General features: G+C 63.2%; 19 protein-coding genes, 1 other RNA gene and 1 pseudogene. 11 read left to right on the forward strand and 10 right to left on the reverse strand.

All coding sequences use genetic code 11. The features are described from left to right. Positions 1-154 precede the first annotated feature (154 nt). Complete coding sequence (locus tag ACTJKL_RS04180; RefSeq protein ID WP_100672971.1) at positions 155-388, reverse strand: hypothetical protein; 234 nt, start codon at positions 386-388, stop codon at positions 155-157. A 188-nt stretch (positions 389-576) separates the two neighbouring features. Here ACTJKL_RS04180 and ACTJKL_RS04185 point away from each other — a divergent pair. After that, positions 577-1,287, forward strand: a pseudogene (locus ACTJKL_RS04185) (LysR family transcriptional regulator); the annotation flags it as partial. Between the two features lie 90 nt (positions 1,288-1,377). Here the strand turns inward: ACTJKL_RS04185 and ssrS are convergent. The 3 genes from ssrS to ACTJKL_RS04200 form a co-directional block, all read right to left on the reverse strand. Then, positions 1,378-1,536: non-coding RNA, 6S RNA (gene ssrS, locus ACTJKL_RS04190), on the reverse strand. Positions 1,537-1,620: 84 nt separating this feature from the next. Next, positions 1,621-1,998 carry a cell division protein ZapA gene (locus ACTJKL_RS04195; RefSeq protein ID WP_018096827.1) on the reverse strand — a complete coding sequence of 126 codons (378 nt, stop codon included), beginning with the start codon at positions 1,996-1,998 and terminating at the stop codon, positions 1,621-1,623. 12 nt (positions 1,999-2,010) lie between these two features. After that, the gene (locus ACTJKL_RS04200) at positions 2,011-2,280 is read right to left on the reverse strand and encodes a DUF4164 domain-containing protein (RefSeq protein ID WP_018096826.1); all 270 of its coding nucleotides are present in this window, start codon (positions 2,278-2,280) and stop codon (positions 2,011-2,013) included. Positions 2,281-2,681: 401 nt separating this feature from the next. On the opposite strand from ACTJKL_RS04200, the gene tkt reads away from it, so the two are divergent. The 6 genes from tkt (at position 2,682) to ACTJKL_RS04230 (ending at position 10,005) form a co-directional block, all read left to right on the forward strand. Further along, the gene (gene tkt, locus ACTJKL_RS04205) at positions 2,682-4,664 is read left to right on the forward strand and encodes a transketolase (RefSeq protein WP_440852240.1); all 1,983 of its coding nucleotides are present in this window, start codon (positions 2,682-2,684) and stop codon (positions 4,662-4,664) included. A 69-nt stretch (positions 4,665-4,733) separates the two neighbouring features. After that, positions 4,734-5,744 (forward strand): type I glyceraldehyde-3-phosphate dehydrogenase, encoded by a 1,011-nt coding sequence (gene gap, locus ACTJKL_RS04210; RefSeq protein WP_018096824.1) that lies wholly within the window; start codon positions 4,734-4,736, stop codon positions 5,742-5,744. A gap of 5 nt (positions 5,745-5,749) precedes the next feature. Beyond that, a complete protein-coding gene (locus ACTJKL_RS04215) occupies positions 5,750-6,340 on the forward strand; it encodes a putative glycolipid-binding domain-containing protein (protein WP_018096823.1) in 591 nt (196 codons plus the stop codon). Further along, positions 6,340-7,539, forward strand: a complete 1,200-nt coding sequence (locus tag ACTJKL_RS04220; RefSeq protein WP_018096822.1) for a phosphoglycerate kinase — start codon at positions 6,340-6,342, stop codon at positions 7,537-7,539. Before ACTJKL_RS04215 ends, ACTJKL_RS04220 begins: the two co-directional genes overlap by 1 nt. Positions 7,540-7,889: 350 nt before the next feature. Further along, entirely contained in the window at positions 7,890-8,915 is a 1,026-nt protein-coding gene (locus ACTJKL_RS04225) for a class I fructose-bisphosphate aldolase (protein ID WP_440852241.1), read from the forward strand. A gap of 172 nt (positions 8,916-9,087) precedes the next feature. Next, on the forward strand, positions 9,088-10,005 hold the full coding sequence (locus tag ACTJKL_RS04230; protein ID WP_440852242.1) for a PhzF family protein: 918 nt from the start codon (positions 9,088-9,090) through the stop codon (positions 10,003-10,005). Between the two features lie 12 nt (positions 10,006-10,017). On the opposite strand, the gene ACTJKL_RS04235 is transcribed toward ACTJKL_RS04230, so the two are convergent. Continuing rightward, positions 10,018-11,922 (reverse strand): TPR end-of-group domain-containing protein, encoded by a 1,905-nt coding sequence (locus ACTJKL_RS04235; protein WP_440852243.1) that lies wholly within the window; start codon positions 11,920-11,922, stop codon positions 10,018-10,020. 146 nt (positions 11,923-12,068) lie between these two features. Beyond that, positions 12,069-12,224: a hypothetical protein gene (locus ACTJKL_RS04240; RefSeq protein WP_411921773.1), complete on the reverse strand. Its 156-nt coding sequence runs from the start codon at positions 12,222-12,224 to the stop codon at positions 12,069-12,071. 181 nt (positions 12,225-12,405) lie between these two features. On the opposite strand from ACTJKL_RS04240, the gene ACTJKL_RS04245 reads away from it, so the two are divergent. The 3 genes from ACTJKL_RS04245 to rcdA all read left to right on the forward strand — a co-directional run bounded on the left by ACTJKL_RS04245 (position 12,406) and on the right by rcdA (position 14,763). Then, positions 12,406-13,707, forward strand: coding sequence for an MFS transporter (locus ACTJKL_RS04245; protein WP_100672964.1), 1,302 nt, complete (start codon positions 12,406-12,408; stop codon positions 13,705-13,707). Then, positions 13,694-13,882 (forward strand): DUF1192 domain-containing protein, encoded by a 189-nt coding sequence (locus tag ACTJKL_RS04250; RefSeq protein WP_440852244.1) that lies wholly within the window; start codon positions 13,694-13,696, stop codon positions 13,880-13,882. The genes ACTJKL_RS04245 and ACTJKL_RS04250 overlap by 14 nt, the downstream gene beginning before the upstream one ends. Positions 13,883-14,244: 362 nt before the next feature. Continuing rightward, the gene (gene rcdA / locus ACTJKL_RS04255; protein ID WP_018096815.1) at positions 14,245-14,763 is read left to right on the forward strand and encodes a protease adaptor protein RcdA; all 519 of its coding nucleotides are present in this window, start codon (positions 14,245-14,247) and stop codon (positions 14,761-14,763) included. Between the two features lie 231 nt (positions 14,764-14,994). Here the strand turns inward: rcdA and rpmE are convergent, their stop codons facing one another. Next, complete coding sequence (gene rpmE, locus ACTJKL_RS04260; protein ID WP_010970183.1) at positions 14,995-15,216, reverse strand: 50S ribosomal protein L31; 222 nt, start codon at positions 15,214-15,216, stop codon at positions 14,995-14,997. Positions 15,217-15,504: 288 nt separating this feature from the next. Here rpmE and ACTJKL_RS04265 point away from each other — a divergent pair, with 288 nt between their 5' ends. After that, the gene (locus ACTJKL_RS04265; protein ID WP_440852245.1) at positions 15,505-17,319 is read left to right on the forward strand and encodes an ABC transporter transmembrane domain-containing protein; all 1,815 of its coding nucleotides are present in this window, start codon (positions 15,505-15,507) and stop codon (positions 17,317-17,319) included. Here ACTJKL_RS04265 and ACTJKL_RS04270 read toward each other — a convergent pair. The 3 genes from ACTJKL_RS04270 to ACTJKL_RS04280 form a co-directional block, all read right to left on the reverse strand. Beyond that, a complete protein-coding gene (locus tag ACTJKL_RS04270) occupies positions 17,306-18,334 on the reverse strand; it encodes a peptidoglycan -binding protein (protein ID WP_100672960.1) in 1,029 nt (342 codons plus the stop codon). The genes ACTJKL_RS04265 and ACTJKL_RS04270 overlap by 14 nt on opposite strands. Before the next feature lie 2 nt (positions 18,335-18,336). Then, the gene (locus ACTJKL_RS04275; protein ID WP_100672959.1) at positions 18,337-19,443 is read right to left on the reverse strand and encodes a MotA/TolQ/ExbB proton channel family protein; all 1,107 of its coding nucleotides are present in this window, start codon (positions 19,441-19,443) and stop codon (positions 18,337-18,339) included. Between the two features lie 314 nt (positions 19,444-19,757). Then, positions 19,758-20,558 (reverse strand): inositol monophosphatase family protein, encoded by an 801-nt coding sequence (locus ACTJKL_RS04280; RefSeq protein WP_440852246.1) that lies wholly within the window; start codon positions 20,556-20,558, stop codon positions 19,758-19,760. Between the last annotated feature and the right edge of the window lie 221 nt (positions 20,559-20,779).

The following is a 20,779-nucleotide window of genomic DNA, read 5'->3' on the forward strand; positions in this document are numbered from 1 at the left end:
GCGGGCGAATATTGCCGCGGTGATCAACCTCAACGCCATGCCATAGCGCAAAACGACCCCGAAGCGGAACCATGCGGGCGCCGCTTTCGCAATACTTTGCGACTCGTGCGTGTGCCACAATGGCTTAGGGATGCCAATTCTCGAAGGAGTTGCCTCAGAGCATCCAGTGCAGATGCCGGACTGCGTCACGGTGGCGCCGGTCTTCCTCGCATCCGAGGCGATACGTGGCGGGGATAGCGGCGTCTGCCAGAAGGTGCCGGTCGCCGCGGCGGCTCACCAGCGCCCATTGCGTGCGAAGCGAAAGCCACAGCCGCCAGCGAGCAAGGGCCGTCGCAAGCGGCGGGGAGGAGCTTCTGACGGGCTGTGCTGAGACGACCAGAACGGGCATGGCGAGGACCTCGGAAGGATGGCGACAGGTCCATCTTTGCGCCGTCCTTGACATGTGACAAATGAATTGCAACCATGCCTGTCATCAGCGTTTCTTATGGCAACGACATGACAGCACCGCTCGACAGCGACCTGCTCAGAACCTTCCTCGCGGTGGCCGACACCGGCAATGTCACACGCGCTGCCGACATGGTGCGGCGCACCCAATCGGCCGTCAGCATGCAGATCCGCAGGCTTGAGGATCTCATCGGATCCGCGCTCTTCGAACGCCATTCGCGTGGCGTGATACTGACCGTTGAGGGCCGGCGCCTTGTCGACAATGCGCGCCGGATCGTTACCCTTCTCGACGATACGGCTGCGGCGATGCGCTCACCGGCGCTCGACGGGTCCGTCCGGATCGGGATTTCCGAGGAATATGTCAATTCCACCCTGCCGAAGGCGCTCGGCGCTTTCGCGGCCATTCATCCCGGCGTCGAAGTGACGGTGCGTCAGGAAACCTCCATGGCCAACTCGGCAGCGCTCGCGGCCGGAGAACTCGACATCGCCGTCGTCTTCGAACCGGGCGGACGAACCCGCAGCGAGGTTCTGATGGTAAACCCAACCGTTTGGGCGACCTCCGAGCAGCATGGCACCCATTTGCGGCAGCCCCTGCCCATCGCGACCTATACTTATGCGGAAGGCGGCTGGTGCGACGACCTGGCCCTGCGCAGCCTGACGACCCGGAATATCGAGAACCGCGTCGCCTATGTGAGCCGCACGAGCGGCGGGCTCATCGCCGCCGTCGTTTCAGGCCTCGCCATTGCGCCCCTGTCGCGAAGCACCATACCGCCCGGCTGCCGCGAGCTTACCGAGGCGGATGGCTTCGGCATCATCGATATGTCGAATGTCGTGCTGCGGACGAGACGCGGGAACCGGTCGCCGACGGTCGACGCGATGGCGGATGCAATCCGCCGCGCGTTCCGGGCACCGAGCGAGAAGGAAAGGGAAGAAGTGCGATCCACGACGACCGATGGAGAGTTTACGATCCCGGGTACCTACTAGGTAGGTGGGCACCGTATGCCCGGACCCACGGGTCCGGCCAGGGACAGTTCCCTTGAGATCGTGTATGGCCCCGGGGATTGTGGTTCCTGTCGGGAAGCGCAGATCGCCCGGCAGATATAGAGCGTCCCGGGGCTTTTCACCAGAGCCGGATGCCGTGGAGCTGCATAATTTCTGCGAAATCGCAGGCCGGACTCAATTTGTCGGGGGAGTCGGCCGCCCGTTGAGCTTGGCGGCGATGTCCTGAATCTGCGCCGTCACTTCACCGAGCGCCGAGGCAAGCGCCTCCTCGCTTCTCGTGTGATCCGAAAGCGCGGTGTCGCGGCCCCTCTTCAGATCGTCCACTTCGGCCTCGATACTCTTCAGCCGGCGATTGACCTCGCTCAACTCGTCCATGACCATGATGCCTGCCATGACGGTGATCCTGAGGTCGCCTATTTCGCCGAACTGGGCCTTCAGATGGCCGACATACTGGTCGAACCTGGTCGCGAGGTCGCCGAGGTGCTCTTCCTGCCCTTCCTCGCAGGCCATGCGATAGGCCTTGCCGTCGATCGTTACCGTCACCTGCGCCATACGTTCAGAACCTCAGCGATCCAGCACCGCGCGAATGGTCTCCATCGCCGTCACGAGACGACGGGATACCTCGCGATTGACCTCTTCCAACCGGTTGGCGCGGAATTGGGATTGGTCGAGTTCCTGTGCCAGGCGAGACCGGTCCTCATTGACCCGCCTGACCTCGCCTTCGAACTCGCTCACATCCTTTTCCTTGTCGAAGCGGCCGTCGATCGCGATTTCAAGTGACTGAACCGCGTTGCGCAACTCGTCGATCGCCGCCTTGACCGTCTTTGCCGGCATGTCTTCCGATACCTCTCTAGGGGGAGCGGCTTCGCCCTGCCCTAAAACAAAGTGCGGAGCGCTTGCACCTTGCCTGGACGGGCCTCGCTCCAAGGCCGAATCGTAGAGCTTTCATCACTTCGGCCCTTTTCTTTTTAAACCTATTACGCAAGTCTCAACAATGCCAAGCGCGGCATTGAACTGCGGAAGCTGTGGATGGTCGATTTCGCTTCCCGAACCGGCCACCGGCCGGCGGCGTTCCTGCGGTTCGAGAGGGACCGCGCGGGGGGCCGCCGCATTTGGTCGCGGAGGGCCCGTATTTATTGACTCGGCTCACGCACCTGCTATGTGTCTGCCGCTTCTCATGCGGTCTTTGGAGGATAGAGACCGTCCCCTGACCACCGAACGCAAACGGAACAGTCATGATCTCTCGCGAAAAACACGACCGGATGGCGAATGCAATCCGCTTCCTCTCCATGGACGCCGTCGAGAAGGCAAATTCCGGCCACCCCGGCCTCCCGATGGGCGCCGCCGATATCGCAACAGTGCTGTTCACCCGCTATTTGAGCTTCGACCCTAAAAACCCCGCCTGGCCGAACCGCGACCGCTTCGTCCTGTCGGCCGGCCATGGGTCCATGCTGCTCTATTCGCTGCTCTACCTCACGGGCTACGACGACATCACCATCGACGAGATCAAGAACTTCCGCCAGCTGGGTTCGCGCACGGCGGGCCATCCGGAATACGGCCACGCCGCCGGCATCGAGACGACCACCGGTCCGCTCGGCCAGGGCATTGCCAATTCCGTCGGCATGGCGATCGCCGAACGCAAGCTGCGCGAGGAGTTCGGCAGCGAGTTGATGGAGCATTATACCTATGTGCTGGCCGGCGACGGCTGCCTGATGGAAGGCATCAGTCAGGAAGCGATCGCGCTTGCCGGCCACCTGAAGCTCAACAAGCTGATCGTCTTTTGGGACGACAACAACATCTCGATCGACGGTCCGATCTCCATTGCCGACTCGACCGACCAGCACGCCCGCTTCCGCGCCAGCAAATGGCACACGATCGCCATCGACGGCCATGATCCTGAAGCGATCGCCGCCGCGATCGAGGAAGCCCAGAAGTCCGACAAACCGACCATGATCGCCTGCAAGACCGTGATCGGCTTCGGTGCGCCGAACAAGGCCGGTACGCACAAGGTCCACGGTTCTCCGCTCGGCGCCGAGGAAATCGCCGCCACCCGCAAGGCGCTCGGCTGGGAAGCCGAGGCGTTCACGGTTCCCTCCGACGTGCTCGACGCCTGGCGCCTCGCAGGCCTGCGGTCGGCCAAGGCGCGCAAGGAATGGGAAGAGCGGCTCGAAGCCGCAGAGGCGGAGAAGAAGGCGCAGTTCGTCCGCCGCTTCTCCGGCGAGCTCGAAGGCAGCCTCGCCTCGGCGATCGGCGCCTACAAGCAGAAGCTTGCCGAGACCAAGCCCTCGCCGGCGACGCGAAAGGCTTCGGAGGATGCGCTGGAAGTCATCAACGGCGTACTTGCCGAGACGATCGGCGGCTCCGCCGACCTGACCGGCTCCAACAATACCAAGACGAGCCAGACACACTCCATCACCCCGGACGATTTCTCCGGCCGTTATATCCACTACGGCGTGCGCGAGCACGGCATGGCGGCCGCAATGAACGGCATGGCGCTGCATGGCGGCCTCATCCCCTATTCCGGTGGCTTCCTGATCTTCTCGGATTACTGCCGACCGTCGATCCGCCTTGCCGCGCTCATGGGCATCCGCGTCATCCACGTGCTCACGCATGATTCCATCGGTCTCGGCGAGGACGGGCCGACCCACCAGCCGGTCGAGCACATGGCCGCGCTTCGGGCCATCCCCAACCTTCTGATGTTCCGCCCCGCGGATGCGACGGAGACCGCCGAATGCTGGCAGCTTGCCCTGGAAAACCGCAAGCGCCCCTCCGGTCTTGCGCTCACCCGCCAGAACCTGATGGCGGTGCGCACGGAATATGAGGAGCAGAACCTCTGCGCCCGCGGCGCCTACGACCTGATCTCGGCAAGCGATGCGCAGGTGACGATCTTCGCCACCGGCTCGGAAGTCGAGATCGCCGTCAAGGCCTGCCAGACGCTGACCGCCAAGGGCATTGCAACGCGCGTCGTCTCCGTCCCCTGCTTCGAGCTTTTCGCCGAGCAGAGCGAAGACTACCAGCAGGCAATCATCGGCACGTCGCCGGTCAAGATTGCCGTCGAAGCCGGCATCCGCCAGGGCTGGGACCACTTCATCGGCAATGACGGCATCTTCATCGGCATGTCGAGCTTCGGTGCTTCGGGCCCCTACAAGGATCTCTACAAGCACTTCGGCATTACGCCAGAAGTCGTGGTTGCGTCCGCCGAAGCCAAGCTGTCCTGATCAAGCCAGGAGGACATTCACCGATGCCCTCCTTTCCACCCCACGCATTCTGACAGGGAGAGACCCGATATGACAGTGAAAGTCGCCATTAACGGTTTTGGCCGCATCGGCCGTAACGTTCTCCGCGCCATCGTCGAATCCGGCCGCACCGACATTGAAGTCGTTGCCATCAACGACCTCGGTCCGGTCGAGACCAATGCTCACCTGCTGCGCTTCGATTCCATCCACGGCCGCTTCCCGGCCGACGTGAAGGTCGACGGCGACGCGATCGTCATCAACAACGGCAAGCCGATCAAGGTGACCGCGATCCGCAATCCGGCGGAACTGCCGCACAAGGAACTCGGCGTCGACATCGCGATGGAGTGCACCGGCATCTTCACCGCCCGTGACAAGGCAGCCGCTCACCTGGAAGCCGGCGCCAAGCGCGTCATCGTCTCGGCCCCGGCCGACGGTGCGGACCTGACCGTCGTCTACGGCGTCAACCACGACAAGCTGACGAAGGATCATCTCGTCATCTCCAACGCATCCTGCACGACCAACTGCCTGGTACCGGTCGCCAAGGTGCTGCACGATGCCATTGGCATCGATCACGGCATGATGACCACGATCCACTCCTACACCAACGACCAGCCGTCGCTCGACCAGATGCACAAGGATCTCTACCGCGCCCGCGCCGCGGCGCTGTCGATGATCCCGACCTCCACGGGTGCGGCCAAGGCGGTTGGCCTCGTTCTGCCGGAGCTCAAGGGCAAGCTCGACGGTATCTCGGTGCGCGTGCCGACCCCGAACGTCTCGGTGGTCGACCTGAAATTCGTCGCCAAGCGCGAGACGACCAAGGAAGAGATCAACGCCGCCATCAAGGCTGCCGCCGATGGCCCGCTCAAGGGCGTTCTCGGCTACACGCTTCAGCCGAACGTCTCGGTCGACTTCAACCACGATCCGCATTCCTCGGTCTTCCACATGGACCAGACCAAGGTGATGGAAGGCAAGTTCGTGTCGATCCTGTCCTGGTACGACAATGAATGGGGCTTCTCGAACCGCATGGCGGATACGGCGGTTGCCCTGAGCAAGCTCCTCTAAGACCGATGTTCCGGGCCCTTTCCTCAACGACGGTGCGCTGGCGCCCGCTCGAAGGGGAAGGGCTCGAACATCTGACGCTCAGGACTTTCGACACATCGCTCGGCGCGGCCATCCGCGCCGAAAGCGTTCTCATCGGCGAACGCGGCGCAACGGCCTATGGCGTCCGCTACCGAATCGACTGCGATGCCGGCTGGCGCGTCTTTTCCTTTCTCATAGAGACGACCCAAGGGCTGAGGCTGCACCTCATGTCCGATGGGCACGGCCATTGGCGCAAAGCAGACGGAACGGCCTTGCCGCAATTCGACGGCTGCGTCGATATCGACCTCGCCGGCACGCCCTTCACGAATACGCTGCCGATCCGCCGCCTGGGCCTCACCCGGCAATCCGGCACCGCCAGGCTCGACATGCTTTACGTGCCCTTCGACAGCTTCGAACCGACCGTCGACGGTCAGCATTACACCTGCCTCGACGACGGCAAGCTCTACCGTTACGAGGCGGCGGACGGCAGCTTCACGGCGGACCTGCCAGTCGACGAGGATGGCCTCGTCATCGACTACCCTACCCTATTCCAGAGACTATCACCGGAGACCATCTGATGACTTTCAAGACTCTCGACGATCTGACCGACATTGCCGGCAAGCGCGTTCTCGTGCGCGTCGATCTGAACGTGCCTGTCAAGGACAATCAGGTGACCGACACCACCCGCATCGAGCGCGTGGCGCCGACCATTCGCGAACTCTCCGAGAAGGGCGCGAAAGTCGTTCTGCTCGCGCATTTCGGCCGGCCGAAGGGCGAGCCCGTCGCCGGCATGTCGCTGAAGGCGATCGCCCCCGCCGTCGAGGAGATTCTCGACCAGCGCGTCTATTTCGCTGCCGACTGCATCGGCGACAAGGCCGCCAACGCCATTGCCGAATTGAACGACGGCGAAGTGCTGCTGCTCGAGAATACCCGCTTCCACAAAGGCGAGGAGAAGAACGATCCGGACTTCGTGACGGCGCTCGCCGCCAATGGCGACATCTATGTCAACGACGCCTTCTCCGCCGCCCATCGCGCCCACGCCTCGACCGAAGGGCTTGCTCATCACCTTCCCGCCTATGCCGGCCGCACCATGCAGACGGAGCTCGAAGCGCTTGAAAAGGGACTCGGCAATCCGAAGCGCCCGGTGGTTGCGATCGTCGGCGGCGCCAAGGTCTCGACCAAGATCGACCTTCTGCAGAACCTCGTGAAGAAGGTCGACGCGCTCGTCATCGGGGGCGGCATGGCCAACACCTTCCTCGCGGCGCAAGGCGTCGATGTCGGAAAGTCGCTCTGCGAGCACGATCTTGCGGAGACCGCCAAGGCCATCCTCGCGGCCGCCTCGGAAGCGGGATGCGCAATCGTTCTTCCCGTCGACGGCGTCGTTGCCCGTGAGTTCAAGGCCGGTGCGGACAACGAGGCCGTCGATATCAACGCCATCCCTGCCGACGCCATGGTGCTCGACGTCGGGCCGAAATCGATCGATGCCATCAACGAATGGATCTCCCGCGCCGAAACGCTCGTGTGGAACGGCCCGCTCGGCGCCTTCGAGATCGCGCCGTTCGACAGGGCGACCGTGGCAGCCGCGAAACACGCGGCATCCCGCACGCGCGCAGGCTCGCTCGTCTCCGTCGCCGGGGGCGGCGACACGGTCGCAGCGCTCAACCATGCCGAGGTCGCGGACGATTTCACCTATGTCTCGACCGCCGGCGGCGCTTTCCTCGAATGGATGGAAGGCAAGCCCCTGCCGGGCGTCGATATTCTCCGGCAGAGGAACTGAGCCCCGCTACGGTGCTCTGCATGCAAGGTGCGTCGCATTGAATTACTCATGCGACGCGCCTATCGCCTCGATGACTAAATCCCGACAAGCTGATCCAGATTCGAACGCCTCGTTATGCAGGTGACATGCACCTTCGCGCCGGAACTAAGCCACCCAAAATAATTACGATTTTTCAAACGATTAAAATTATTTAAATCGTTTTAGCCCGTTTTACTGCCATTTTCCCGCACGGTATCTTCTGTTAACGCGGCTTTGTTCCCGGGGCGCGAAAGACGGTTTTGCGCCTCGCTCCGAGATTGGTTTCATTCGCTGTTCCGATTGCTGATCAGCGCTGTGTGTAGGAGAAGAATATGAGCGAAAGACTGGAAGACATTGCGGTTGCCATGGTGGCAAACGGCCGCGGCCTGCTTGCGGCCGACGAGTCGACCGCGACGATCAAGAAGCGCTTCGACAGCATCGGCCTGGAGTCCACCGAGACGTCGCGCCGCGACTATCGCGAGATGCTGCTGCGCTCGGACGATGCGATGCGCGAGTATATCTCCGGCGTCATCCTCTATGAGGAAACACTGTTCCAGAAGGCTGCCGACGGCACGCCCCTCACCGACGTCATCCGCAATGCGGGCTCGATCCCGGGGATCAAGGTCGACACCGGTGCCAAGCCGATGGCCCATTTCCCGAACGAAACGGTAACCGAAGGCCTCGACGGGCTCGCCGCCCGCCTTGCCAGATATCATGAAGCCGGCGCCCGCTTCGCCAAATGGCGGGGCGTGATTGCGATTTCCGACGCTCTTCCGACCTGGGGCGCGATCAGGGCCAATGCCCATGCGCTCGCCCGCTATGCCGCGCTGTGCCAGGAGGCGAAGATCGTACCGATCGTGGAGCCGGAAGTGCTGATGGATGGCGCCCCCGGCGATCACTCGATCGAGCGCTCGGAAGAGGTCACCGAATGGGTCCTGCGCACCGTCTTCGAGGAACTTGGCGAACTCCACGTCAGCCTCGAAGGCATGATCCTGAAACCGAGCATGGTGATCGACGGCAAGAAGGCGCGCAAAGCGTCCGTCGATGAGGTCGCCGAACGCACCATCAAGGTGCTGAAGCGCACCGTTCCGGCGGCTGTTCCCGGCATCGCCTTCCTCTCCGGCGGCCAGTCGACCGAAGAGGCGACGGCGCACCTTTCAGCCATGAACGCGGCGCACGACCTGCCCTGGAAGCTTACCTTCTCCTATGGCCGGGCGCTGCAGCAGGAAGCGCTCAATGCCTGGGGCGGCAAGTCGGAAAACGTCGCGGCCGGGCAGCGCGCCTTCGCCCATCGCGCCAAGATGTGCAGCCTCGCCGCCAAGGGAAGCTGGACGAAGGACTTCGAAAAAGCCGCCTGAGCGCCAGAATAGTTCGAGGGAGCGAGGAGAGGCCCGGTGACAGCGATGCCGCCGGGCCTTTTTTATGGCGCCGCCTTGCTGCCTCGACAATTGTCAGGGAGACAAGTTCGCTGTTCAGCGGCGCCGGCGACGACTTTAAATCTACGCCATCTGCGACCGACCGGAGGGCCCCATGGACACCGTCTCCTTCATTACCGTCGACGTCTTCACGACCGACCGTTTCGCCGGCAATCAGCTTGCCATCATCCCGGACGCACGGGTCTTGAGCGACGCCCAGATGCAGGCGATCGCCACGGAGTTCGGCTATTCCGAAGTCACCTTCGTCCTTCCGCCCGAAAATCCGGAGAACACCGCGCGCGTGCGCATCTTCACGCCGACGACCGAGGTGCCTTTCGCCGGTCACCCGAATGTCGGCACGGCCTTCGTGCTCGGCCGGCAACGGGAAGTCTTCGGCCGCAAGCCGGGCGGCGCATTGCGTTTCGAGGAAAAGGCGGGCCTTGTCGAAGTGACTCTTCTCGGCAGGGACGGCATCGTCACGGGCGCAAGGATCGTCGCCCCGCAGGCGCTGCAAGTCGGACCCGCCATAGACGCCGCGACGATTGCCGCCTGCGCATCGCTGCGCCAGGACGACCTCGTCGACCGAACTCATCCGCCGGTGCGCATTTCGGTCGGCCTGCCCTTCTCGGTCGCTGAGGTGCGCGACGTCGATGCCCTTTCGACAGCGCGGCCGAACGTCTCGGCCTTCGAGAAGGCGAATAGCCGCTATCCGCTTGCTGAAGACAGCTTCAGCCTGTTTCTCTATGCCCATACGCGCGAGCGGCCCGGCCATATAAGGGCACGCATGTTCGCTCCGCTCGACAACGTCATCGAGGATCCGGCAACCGGCAGCGCCTCGGCGGCGCTCGGCGCTTACCTCGTCTCGCTGCTTCCCGAGGCCGACGCGAAGGCCGAACTCGTCATCGAACAGGGCGTGGAAATGGGCCGCCGCAGCCTCATCACGGTCGGTGTCGACAAGAGGAACGGCACAGTCCGCAACGTCAGCGTCTCGGGCGACTGCGTTTCGGCGATGCGCGGGGAGATCTTGATCTGATCGCCAGAATGTTCAGCGCCTTCCGACCTTGCACTCTGTGAGCGCGTCGAGGAGCGCGCGGAAGCGCGGATCGTCGCGTATGAGGTCCAGGTCCGGATCCTGGTTGAACCACTGGACATGGTAGCTGGAGCTCAGCGGCACCACGGTTTCCAGCAGTTCCAGCGCGCGCTCGCCCTCACCGAGGAGCGAATGGACGCAGGCTGCATTGTACCGCGCGACGATATCGTCCGGATCGATCGCCAGCGCGCGAGATACCCATTCTTTCGCACGTTCCGCCTCGCCCATATGCGCCAGCGCCAATGCACCGCGATGCGCCGGGCTGGCATTTTCGGGGTTCCGCTCCATTGCGCTTTGCGCTCTTTCGATGCCGATCCGCGCCCAGCGCTGGCGCTCGGTCTCCTTACCAAGGGACAGGTGGCAACCCATCAAATGGATCGGCGAAAAGTAATCGTCCGACCGGATTTCCGCCGCGCGCTCGAAGAACCCGATCGCTTCCCGGAATCGGCCCTGCGCAAAGAGGAAACGGCCATAATAGAGATTCGCCTCATAGAGCGAAGGATCGAGCGCCAGAGCCTGCAGAAACTCACGGCTTGCCTCCTCCGTCTGGCCGTCGTGGTTCAATGCGAGCCCGCGCGAGGCATGCGCTTCCGCCAGGTTCGGATCGAGCGCGAGCGCCCTGGCGCTCATATCGAGTATGCTCTCCAGCGGAAACTCCTTTTCGTGCCAGTCCCTGATCGCACATTCGCACTCGGCGATGCCGGCATAGGCACGCGCATAATTCGGGTCGAGTTCGACGGCCTTCAGGAACATGCGGCGTGCGAGCAGCAGATAGGGCCGGGTCCACGTATGGGAGAACTGCCGACCGCGGAGGTAGTACGTATAGGCCTCGACCGAGGTCGTCGGGTCGCTTTCGATCGCCCTCTTTTCCTCCGGCAGAAGCTTTATCTTGAGCTGGTCGACGATGGCATGAGTGATCTCGTCCTGAATAGCGAAAATATCCGTCAGGTCGCGGTCGTAACGGTCGGCCCACAGATGCCCGCCGGTCTGCGCGTCGATCAACTGGCCGGTGATGCGCACGCGCCCGCCCGCCTTGCGCACGCTGCCTTCGAGGATGAAGCGAACGCCGAGTTCATGGGCGATCTGCTTAACCTTCACGGACTTGCCCTTGTAAGTGAAGACGGTGTTGCGGGCGACGACGTGCAGGCGCGAAATCTTCGAAAGGTCGGTGATGACGTCCTCTGTAATGCCGTCGGAGAAATATTCCTGCTCGGGATCATGGCTCATATTGGTGAAGGGCAGGACGGCGATCGATAGTTCGTAGCCGCGGTCGACGACGCCGGACGGCTCCCCACGCTTGCCGAGCGAATTGCCGCCGAGCGACACCGTATAGACGCGGACGGTCGATGCGATGTTCTTCAGGCTGTATTCGCCCTTGTCGATGAAACCGACATCGAGTCTCGAGCCGACATGGTCCCGTACGGAGGCAGAAACGGCGATGCCGGAAGGATCGGCAAGCCCTTCGAGGCGCGCCGCGACATTGACGCCATCGCCGAAGATGTCGCCGTCCTCGACGATCACGTCGCCGAGATGGATGCCGATCCTGAGTTCGATGCGCCTGCTCTTCGGCAAGCCTTCGTTGCAGGCGAGCATACCGCGCTGAATCGCGGCGGCACAGGCAACGGCGTTCACCACGCTCGAAAACTCGACGAGCATGCTGTCTCCCGCCAGTTTGACGATTCGGCCTTTATGTTCGGCGATCTTTGGTTCCAGCAGCTCGCGGCGGTGGCGCTTCAGCGCCGCGAGCGTCCCGGCCTCATCCGCTCCCATGAGGCGGCTGTAGCCCACGACATCGGCTGCGAGAATGGCGGTGAGACGACGTTCCAACAGAGCCTCGATCTTCATCTTGTGGCCGAGCACGGTAATTTAACCTTTTCCTGTCGTCATGTCGTGCGGAGATAGAGCAACTTGACCGCGACAATAGCGCGGCCCTTTCCCAAGTTGCTGTTTCTCAAGGAACGCCGAAGCCGCCGGACTTCGAAATCTCGCGCGGCACCGCAGGAGGCTCAGGGACGCACGAGCACCGTGACCATCATCACGATGATGGCGAAGACGGCAATCTTCCAGAAATCGCGGCGCTGCCTCAGTCCCGGATAGCCGAGCGGCTTGATGAGCTGGACGCACATGGCCAGCAGCAGGAGAACCGTCAGTGCCTTTGACATTCGCTCATTTCCGGGAAGATCCGCTGCAATGGGAGCGACGTCATACGGACGTCACTTTTCGTCGCATAGAGGGCTATTGTTTTGGCCGTCGATTTGCAATGACCGGTGGTATTGATTTCCATCGGCAGAGCGGCGGTCCTCGTCACGACACGCCGAAGGGCGAACGAATTCCGGGTGGACGATGAGAAATAACCTGCTTCCCGTTGCCGCGCTGCTGCTTGGCACCCTGTTTCTCTTCCTCGGAAACGGTCTGCAGGGCCTGCTCCTGCCGGTGCGCGGCACCGCGGAGGGCTATCCGACAACCATCCTCGGTCTGTTCGGCACGCTCTGGGCCACCGGTTTCGTGCTTGGCTGCTTCTTCGCCCCGAATGTCGTCAAGCGCATCGGGCATGTGCGCGCCTTCAGCGTGTTCACGGCCCTGATCGCCATCGTTTCCCTGCTGACGGGCATTCTGATCGACCCGGTCTGGTGGCTGGCGCTGCGCGCGGTGACGGGTTTCTCCACTGCCGGAACGTCGATGATCATCGAAAGCTGGCTGAACGAGCGCGCCACCAATGAGAGCCGCGGCGTGATCTTCTCGCTCTATATCGCAATCACCCTTTTCGGCGTCGTCGGCGGCCAGATGATGATTCCCTTCGGCGAGACGTCCACGACCTTCTTCTTCATGATCTGCGGCATTCTCTATTGCGTAGCGATGCTGCCGACGCTGTTGTCCAGGGCCGCCTCGCCGCAGCCGCTGAAACAGGTCCGCCTCGACCTGCGCGGCCTCTACCGCAATTCGCCGGTTTCCTTCCTCGGCATCCTGCTCATCGGCATCGCCAACGGCGCCTTCGGCACGCTCGGCGCGGTCTTCGGCCGCCAGGCCGGGCTGTCGGACAGCACCGTCGCGGCGATGATGAGCGTGGCGATCTTCTCGGGCGCCGTCATGCAACTGCCGGCCGGCCGCATCTCCGACCGTATCGACCGCCGCTATGTGCTTGCCGCGCTCGCCGGGGTCGGCGCTTTCGCCGGCCTCCTGATCTTCCTCGTCGAGCCCGGCCAGGTCTGGATCGTTCTGACGTTGATCGCGATCTACGGCGCAGCCGCCAATGCGCTCTACCCGATCGCGGTTTCCCACGCCAACGACTTCGCGACCCCCGAGGATTTCGTGAAGGTTTCGGGCGGGCTCCTGCTGCTCTACGGCATCGGCACGATTATCGGCCCGACGATCGGCGGGCCGATAATGACCGCCAGCGGGCCTTATGGCCTCTTCATGATCACGGCCTGTGCGCATATGCTCATCACTGCCTATGCGATCGTCCGCAGCCGCCGGCGCGCACCGGTGCCCGCGGCCGAGCGCGAAAACTTCTCGCCGGTCAATGCCGGCACGGCGACGACGCCGGAGAGCCTGCAGCTCTCGCCGCGTGCGGCTCCGCTGGAGGAACTGCCGGACGAAGGCGCCGACGATCCCCAGGAAGAGGAGAGATCGAATGAGCCTGTTTGACGATGAGCAACCGAAAAAGAAGACCGAGCACGAGATCGGCAGCGATCTTTCGCTGCTCTCCGTGGACGAGCTGACCGCGCGCATTGCGCTTCTGACGGAGGAAATTGCAAGACTCGAAGCGGAAAGGCACCGCAAGTCGGCGAGCCGTTCGGCCGCCGAAAGCCTTTTCCGGTGAGCGCGGGATGGAATGGTTCGGCACTTTAATCCAGAAGAATGCTTAGGCTTTAACCGCAAATTAAGCATTTTCTGCGATTGTCCGAGCATCCGGTCCTTCCGGACTCAGACAATTTCACCGACTGGCGAATGGGTCTGATTTTTCTCCCTGTTTTACCTTGAGAGCCGCTTCACGCGGCTCTTTTTTTGCTTTGCGACAGGGCGGCCTCCAAAGAAGTGTGGAGATTAACCCTTTCTTAAGAATGCTCTTGCGCGGAATGCGGTATGGGATCATTCTTCGAGCATGGAGGGGCCTCAGGAAACTTTTCCCAGAGCCGCCCGTTTCCTGACAGTTGTGATGCGTTGGAACCAGGGAATACAGGCATGTCCGAAAGAGGATTGAATACCGTCAGTTTCGCCGGTCACGCTGCGTCTTCGGCGCAGTTCAAGGCGCTCTACGCTGAAGGGATGGGCCTGGTCGAGGAAACGGCAAGCTATCTCGATGGCCCTGGACGCACCGCCGCCAAGGTGCTGCCGCGCATGGCATCCGTTCTCTATGCTGCCGAGTCGATGCGCCTCACCACCCGGCTGATGCAGATGGCGTCATGGCTCCTGCTGCAGCGCGCCGTCAACAATGGCGAGATGAGCCGCGAGCAGGTCCTGTCGGAAAAGAGCAAGGTGCGCCTGGACAGCTTCAACGTCGACCGCAGCGCGCCGGGCTGGAACGATCTGCCGGAGAGCTTCCGCGAGCTCATCGAGCGGTCGCTCCGGCTGCAGAACCGGGTCGCCTTGCTCGACCGCGAGATTTATCGGCCGCAGGAAGCAACGAGCTTCGTTCCGGACAACCAGAACGGCGTCAAGGCGCAGATCAAGCTGCTGCAGACGGCCTTCGGAGCGAGTTGAGCGACGCAGAACCCTGCCGCTGTAAGCCAAAGCCCGGCCATGTGCCGGGTTTTTTGTTGGCGCGGGCGTGATTGCGGGTGGATCCTCGCGTCAAGCCCAGGGTCAAGCCCGAGGATCATGCACGGACGACTTGAGCGAGAAAGCACCTGCCCAAAGCCCGCAGGAAAGAGTGAAAGCCAACAAAAAAGCCCGGCAATGCCGGGCTTCGAAACACGCTGTCGAGCGGCTGAATCAGAGGCCGAGGCCTTCGAAGCGCTTCTTGAACTTGGAGACGCGGCCGCCGCGGTCGACGAGCTGCTGGTTGCCGCCGGTCCAGGCCGGATGCGACTTGGGGTCGATTTCCAGGTTCATGGTCGCACCTTCCGTACCCCAGGTCGAGCGGGTTTCGTATTCGGTGCCGTCGGTCATGACAACCTTGATCGTGTGGTAGTCGGGATGGATGTCTGCCTTCATAACAATCTTCCTAGAGTTCCAGGGTCCAATTGTCGCAAGGCATTGCGACTTTGGGACCGAACACGTAAATGAAGCCGCAGACCGCTCTTGGGCCGCGGCTTCCCAATTCGATGCCGTGCCTATACATGAAGGTCTGCGGGATAACAAGTGCCGCGCGGAAGACTTGTGATCTCTGCATGGTTCGTCGGATCGGCACGGTCCGGGGCGCCAGCAGATCGCAGTCGCACAGCTCTGGCGCCTCGGCGGCGTACAGGCCTGTGGCCCCGTGACAGGCGAACGGGGGGCTATGTGCCAAGACCAGAAAAACAACCGCCGGCGCGCAGGTCCATCCGCCCGCTCGCAACCGTGCTGCCTTATCTCTCGCGTTACCGTGGCCTCGCCATCGGCGCCGCCGTCTCTCTGACCGTCGCAGCGGCCACCACGCTGACCTTGCCGCTGGCCGTTCGACGGATGATCGATCACGGCTTCTCCAATTCCGACTCCGGCTTCATCAACACCTATTTCTCCATGCTGATGGTGCTTGCAGTGGTCCTCGCCCTTGCCAGTGCCGCCCGCTATTACTTCGTGATCTCGCTCGGCGAGCGCATCGTCGCCGACCTCAGACGCGACGTCTTCGCACGCGTCATGCAGCTCTCGGCCTCATTCTTCGACGTCAATCAGTCCGGCGAAATCGTCTCGCGGCTGACGGCCGACGCGACGCAGATCAAGTCGGCGGTGGGTGCGACGGCATCGGTGGCGCTGCGCAACCTGATCCTCTGTCTCGGCGCAATGGGCATGATGGTCTATACGAGCCCGAAGCTTTCGAGCCTCGTGCTTGCAGCGATCCCCCTCATCGTCTTCCCCCTCGTCGGCTTCGGACGCTCGGTACGCCGGCGTTCCCGCGAAGCGCAGGACATGCTCGCGGCCGCCTCCGCCTATGCCGGCGAAGCGATCGCCGCCACGCGCACCGTGCAGGCCTTCAATGGTGAGGAGAGCGCGCGCTCGCGCTACGGCAACGCTGTGGAGGCGGCCTATCGCGCCGCGCGCGCTGCGACCAAAGCGCGCTCGGTGCTGACCGCCTTTGCCATCACCATGGTCTTCGGAAGCGTCGTCGCCGTGCTCTGGTTCGGTGCGCGGGACGTCCTGGCGGGCTCGCTTTCCGCCGGGACGCTCGGTCAGTTCCTGCTCTATTCCGTTTTTGCGGCAGGCAGCCTCGGCGCACTCTCGGAAGTGTGGGGCGAGCTCTCTCAGGCGGCGGGGGCCGCCGAGCGTCTGAACGAGCTGCTGAACGAAGTGCCGGAGATCGGGGCGCCCGAGCATCCGGTCGCAATGCCCGTCCCTGCCGCCGGTGCGGTGGAGTTCGACGGTGTCCACTTCGCCTATCCCGCCCGGCCGGACTATAAGAGCCTCCGAGGCTTGAGCTTTGCGGTAAGACCGGGCGAGACGGTGGCCATCGTCGGCCCGTCCGGCGCCGGCAAGAGCACGGTCTTCTCGATGCTCCTGCGTTATTACGACCCGGCGAAAGGCACCATCCGCGTCGACGGTACGGACATACGCGCCGTCCATCCCGAGGATCTGCGGGAGAGACTTGCGATCGTGCCTCAGGACGTGACCATCTTCGCCACCTCGGTGCACGACAACATCGCCTTCGGCGTGCCGGACGCAAGCCGTGAAGCGGTGCGCGCCGCCGCCGTCGCGGCGCAGGCCGAAGAGTTCATCGGCAGGCTGGACCAGGGCTACGACACGCTGGTCGGCGAGCGCGGGGTGACCCTTTCGGGCGGTCAACGCCAGCGCATCGCGATCGCCCGCGCCATCCTCAAAAACGCTCCGATCCTCCTTCTCGACGAGGCCACCTCGGCGCTCGATGCGGAGAGCGAAACGCTGGTGCAGAAGGCGCTTGAGAACCTGATGCAGGAGCGTACGACGCTCGTCATCGCCCATCGGCTCGCCACCGTGCTCAAGGCGGATCGCATTCTGGTAATGGAGCACGGCCGTATCGTCGAGGAAGGAACCCACGAATCGCTGATCCGCCAGGGCGGGCTTTATGCGAAGCTTGCACGGCTCCAGTTCGATCACGGCGCAGAAGCACTGTTCGTCGGCTCGCCCGCGCCTATTTCTCCGTGAGCTTGAGCTCGATGCGGCGGTTCTGCGCGCGTGCTTCCTGGCTTTCGCCCGGTGCGATGGGCTGATACTCCCCGAAGCCGGCCGCCACCAGCCGGTCGGCCGGGACGCCTTTCGAGATCAGGAACTTGACGACGGACGTCGCGCGGGCGGACGACAGTTCCCAATTGTCCCGGAAGCGCCCTATCCCCGACAGCTGAACGTCGTCCGTGTGGCCGTCCACGCGCAGCACCCAGTTGATCTCCGCCGGGATCTCCTTGGCAAGGTCGAGAAGGGCTGTCGCAAGTTTCGCCATCTCGGTCTGCCCTTCCGGGTTCAGGTCGCTGCCGCCCGATGGAAAGAGCACTTCCGACTGGAACACGAAACGGTCGCCGACGATGCGGATGTTTTCCCGATCCGACAGGATTTCCCTCAGCCTGCCGAAGAAGTCCGAACGGTAGCGGTTGAGCTCCTGGACACGCTGCGCCAAGGCGACGTTCAGCCTGCGGCCGAGATCGGCTATCTTGGCCTGCGAGGCATCGTCCTTCGCCTCCGATGCCTGGAGTGCGCCTTCGATGGCGGCGATCTGGCTGCGAAGCGCTGCGATCTGCTGGTTCAACAGTTCGATCTGGCTCATGGCCCGGGCGCTGACCTGCCGCTCGTTTTCGAGCTCGGAGCCAAGCCGGCCGATCTTTTCGTCGGCGACTTCGGCACTGCCGGCGCCCCGGTCGAGCAGGGCCTGCAGGCGGGACCGCTCGCCTTCCGACTGTGAAAGCGACGCCTGCAGGTTGGCGAGCGAATCCTCGAGATCCTGCTTGCCGCTTTTCTCGAGCGCCAGGAGCTGGGTGAGTTCGTTGATCTGGCTGTTCAGCCGGTTGAGCACCTCGTCCTTGCCGCTGATCTCCCGGCCGAGCAGGAACTGCGCGGTGACGAAAACGCTGAGCAGGAACATGATCGCCATGAGCAGCGTCGAGAGTGCGTCGACGAAGCCCGGCCAGTAGTTGATCGCCCGCGGATCGCGGCGTCGGGAAAGCGCCATGGTCAATCCCCTCCGCCGTCTTCGATGCGGCTGAGCTTCGCCTGTCCTGCGGCCTTCTCGCTTTGCACGGTGATCCGGTCGGCCTGGCCGATGCGCGCCGTCAGCCGGTCGAGCGTCTTGCGCATCGCCTTGGCTTCCTCCTGCTGCGCCTCGATCCAGTCGCGCAGCATCTGCTGCTCGCCGCGCATGTTCTTGACGAGGCCCTGGATGCCTTCGGCGAGGCTCGCCATGGCCGCGGTGGTGCGCTGGTTCACGCCGCCGTCATGCGTCAGGCGCGTAAGCTGGTCGGTGAGCCGCCGCAGCTCTTCCACCGGAGCGCCGTCGGTCATGTCGCCCGGCGAGGAAAAACCGGAGCTGACGTCGGTTACCGACGAAAGCCAATTCTCGAGCTCCGTATAGAAGCGATTCTGCGCGCGTCCCGCCTGCAGATCGAGAAAGCCCACGATGAGCGAACCGGAAAGACCGAAGAGCGAGGCGGAGAACGCCGTTCCCATGCCGGTGAGAGGCGCCGAAAGGCCGCTCTTGAGGGAGCTCAGGAGATCGTCGGTGCTGCCGCTTCCCGCATCCAGCGACTGGATCACGGTGTTGATGGAACCGATGGTGCCGAGCAGGCCCCAGAACGTGCCGAGCAGGCCGAGGAAAACGAGAAGTCCGGCGAGATAGCGGGTGATGTCGCGCGACTCGTCGAGGCGCGCAGCGATTGAATCCAGGATGGACCGGAGCGCGGCCGTCGAGATTGCCGTCGTTTGGCGCCCCCCGATGAGAGCACGCATTGGCGCAAGCAGCACCGGATCGCGCCCGACCTTATCGGCGCTGCCGGCGGCACGGAAGGAGTTGAACCAGCGAACCTCGGGTCTGAGACTGAGGACATGGTTGAACGCCAGCAGGATACCGATCACGAGCACGCCCAGGATCAGCCCGTTGAGGCCGGGATTGCCGGCGAAGGCCTCGCTTGCCTGGCGGAAGAGGATTGCAGCGACGAAACCGACGATGATCAGGAAAAGGACCATCGTCCAGAAATAGGGCATCGGGCTCGAAAGCTTGTGCGGACCGTAGTCCTCCTCCACGTCTTCGCGATCGCGCCACCCGGACAGATTCAGTTTCGCCATAAGTTCGCCAGTCTCCCGGTTTTGCGGCAGTTTCCGCGCCTGTCCGACGAACAAGAGGCCGGCCGCATCACTCTGAATCGCTGCACCATTCCCAAATCGGAGACGATCGAAGAGCGGTGCTGCCGATGGCCGCAGGCCATCCGTATTGGCCCGGAGACTAGTGGAAGTTTGCGCCGAATTGAAGGGAAAACAAAGGGCACGGCACTAAAGCGCGTCGCATTCAAATCGAAAACATACGGCGCGCTTCAGCTTGCTGTTTTATGCATGTTGCCGTCCCGGAAACGTTGCACCGTTCCGGGCGAACTATATTGCCGTTACTTGGACGGAATCGGGCGCTGGATCACCTCGCGAAGCGCCTTTGCGACATGCTCGTTGCCGCAGACGATCGAACCTGCTTCCAGCGGTTTGCTGCCGCCTTCGGCATCGGTGGACCACCCGCCGGCCTCGCGGATGAGCAAGAGGCCGGCAGCCATGTCCCAGGCGGCAAGGTCCCGTTCCCAGAAGCCGTCGAAGCGGCCGGCCGCAACATAGGCGAGATCGAGCGAGGCGGAGCCCATGCGGCGAATGCCGGCGACCTCGCCCATGACGTGGCGCAGCTCGACCAGATACTTGCCGTGATTGCCGCGGCCGAGATGGGGCGTGCCGGTCCCGATCACGGCATCGGAGAGGGCCTTGCGCGCGCCGACGCGCAGGCGGCGGTCGTTCAGGAAGGCGCCGCCGCCTCGCTCGGCGGTGTAGAGCTCGTCCGTCGCCGGATTGAAGACGACCGCGCCGACGATCTCGCCCTGGCGCTCGAGCGCGACGGAGATAGCGAAATGCGGAATGCCGTGCAGGAAATTGGTGGTGCCGTCGAGCGGATCGACGATCCAGCGATGGGCGCCGTCCGTTCCCTTGATCTCCTCGCCCTCCTCGCCGAGGAAGCCGTAGGTCGGGCGAGCCTTCATGAGCTCCTCACGGATGATCCGCTCGGCCTTGCGGTCCGCCTGCGAAACGTAGTCGGCCGGTCCTTTCAAGGAAACCTGCAGGTTCTGTACTTCGCCGAAATCGCGTGCCAGCGACTTGCCGGCCTTGAAGACGGCCTGGACCATGACATTGAGAAGGGCGGAGCGGGCCATACGGCAATTCCTCTAGCGAAGGCCGGCCGAGACCGCTCGACCGGACATTGAACCTGTCTGACAGTCCGCATGCGGGCCGCAGCTCGAAGCGCGGGCAGGAGAACCGTCGTCAAAAAACCGAGTGAGATGTCACTCCGTCCGCGGCGGCACAGGGGTGGGAGGCCGCGGACAAAATCGGGGCTTCAAGACCACAAAAACCCCCGAAGTTCAAGCGAAATAGA

It is taken from the genome of Sinorhizobium sp. 22678 (genome assembly GCF_052044265.1).
Classification (GTDB): domain Bacteria; phylum Pseudomonadota; class Alphaproteobacteria; order Rhizobiales; family Rhizobiaceae; genus Sinorhizobium; species Sinorhizobium meliloti_A.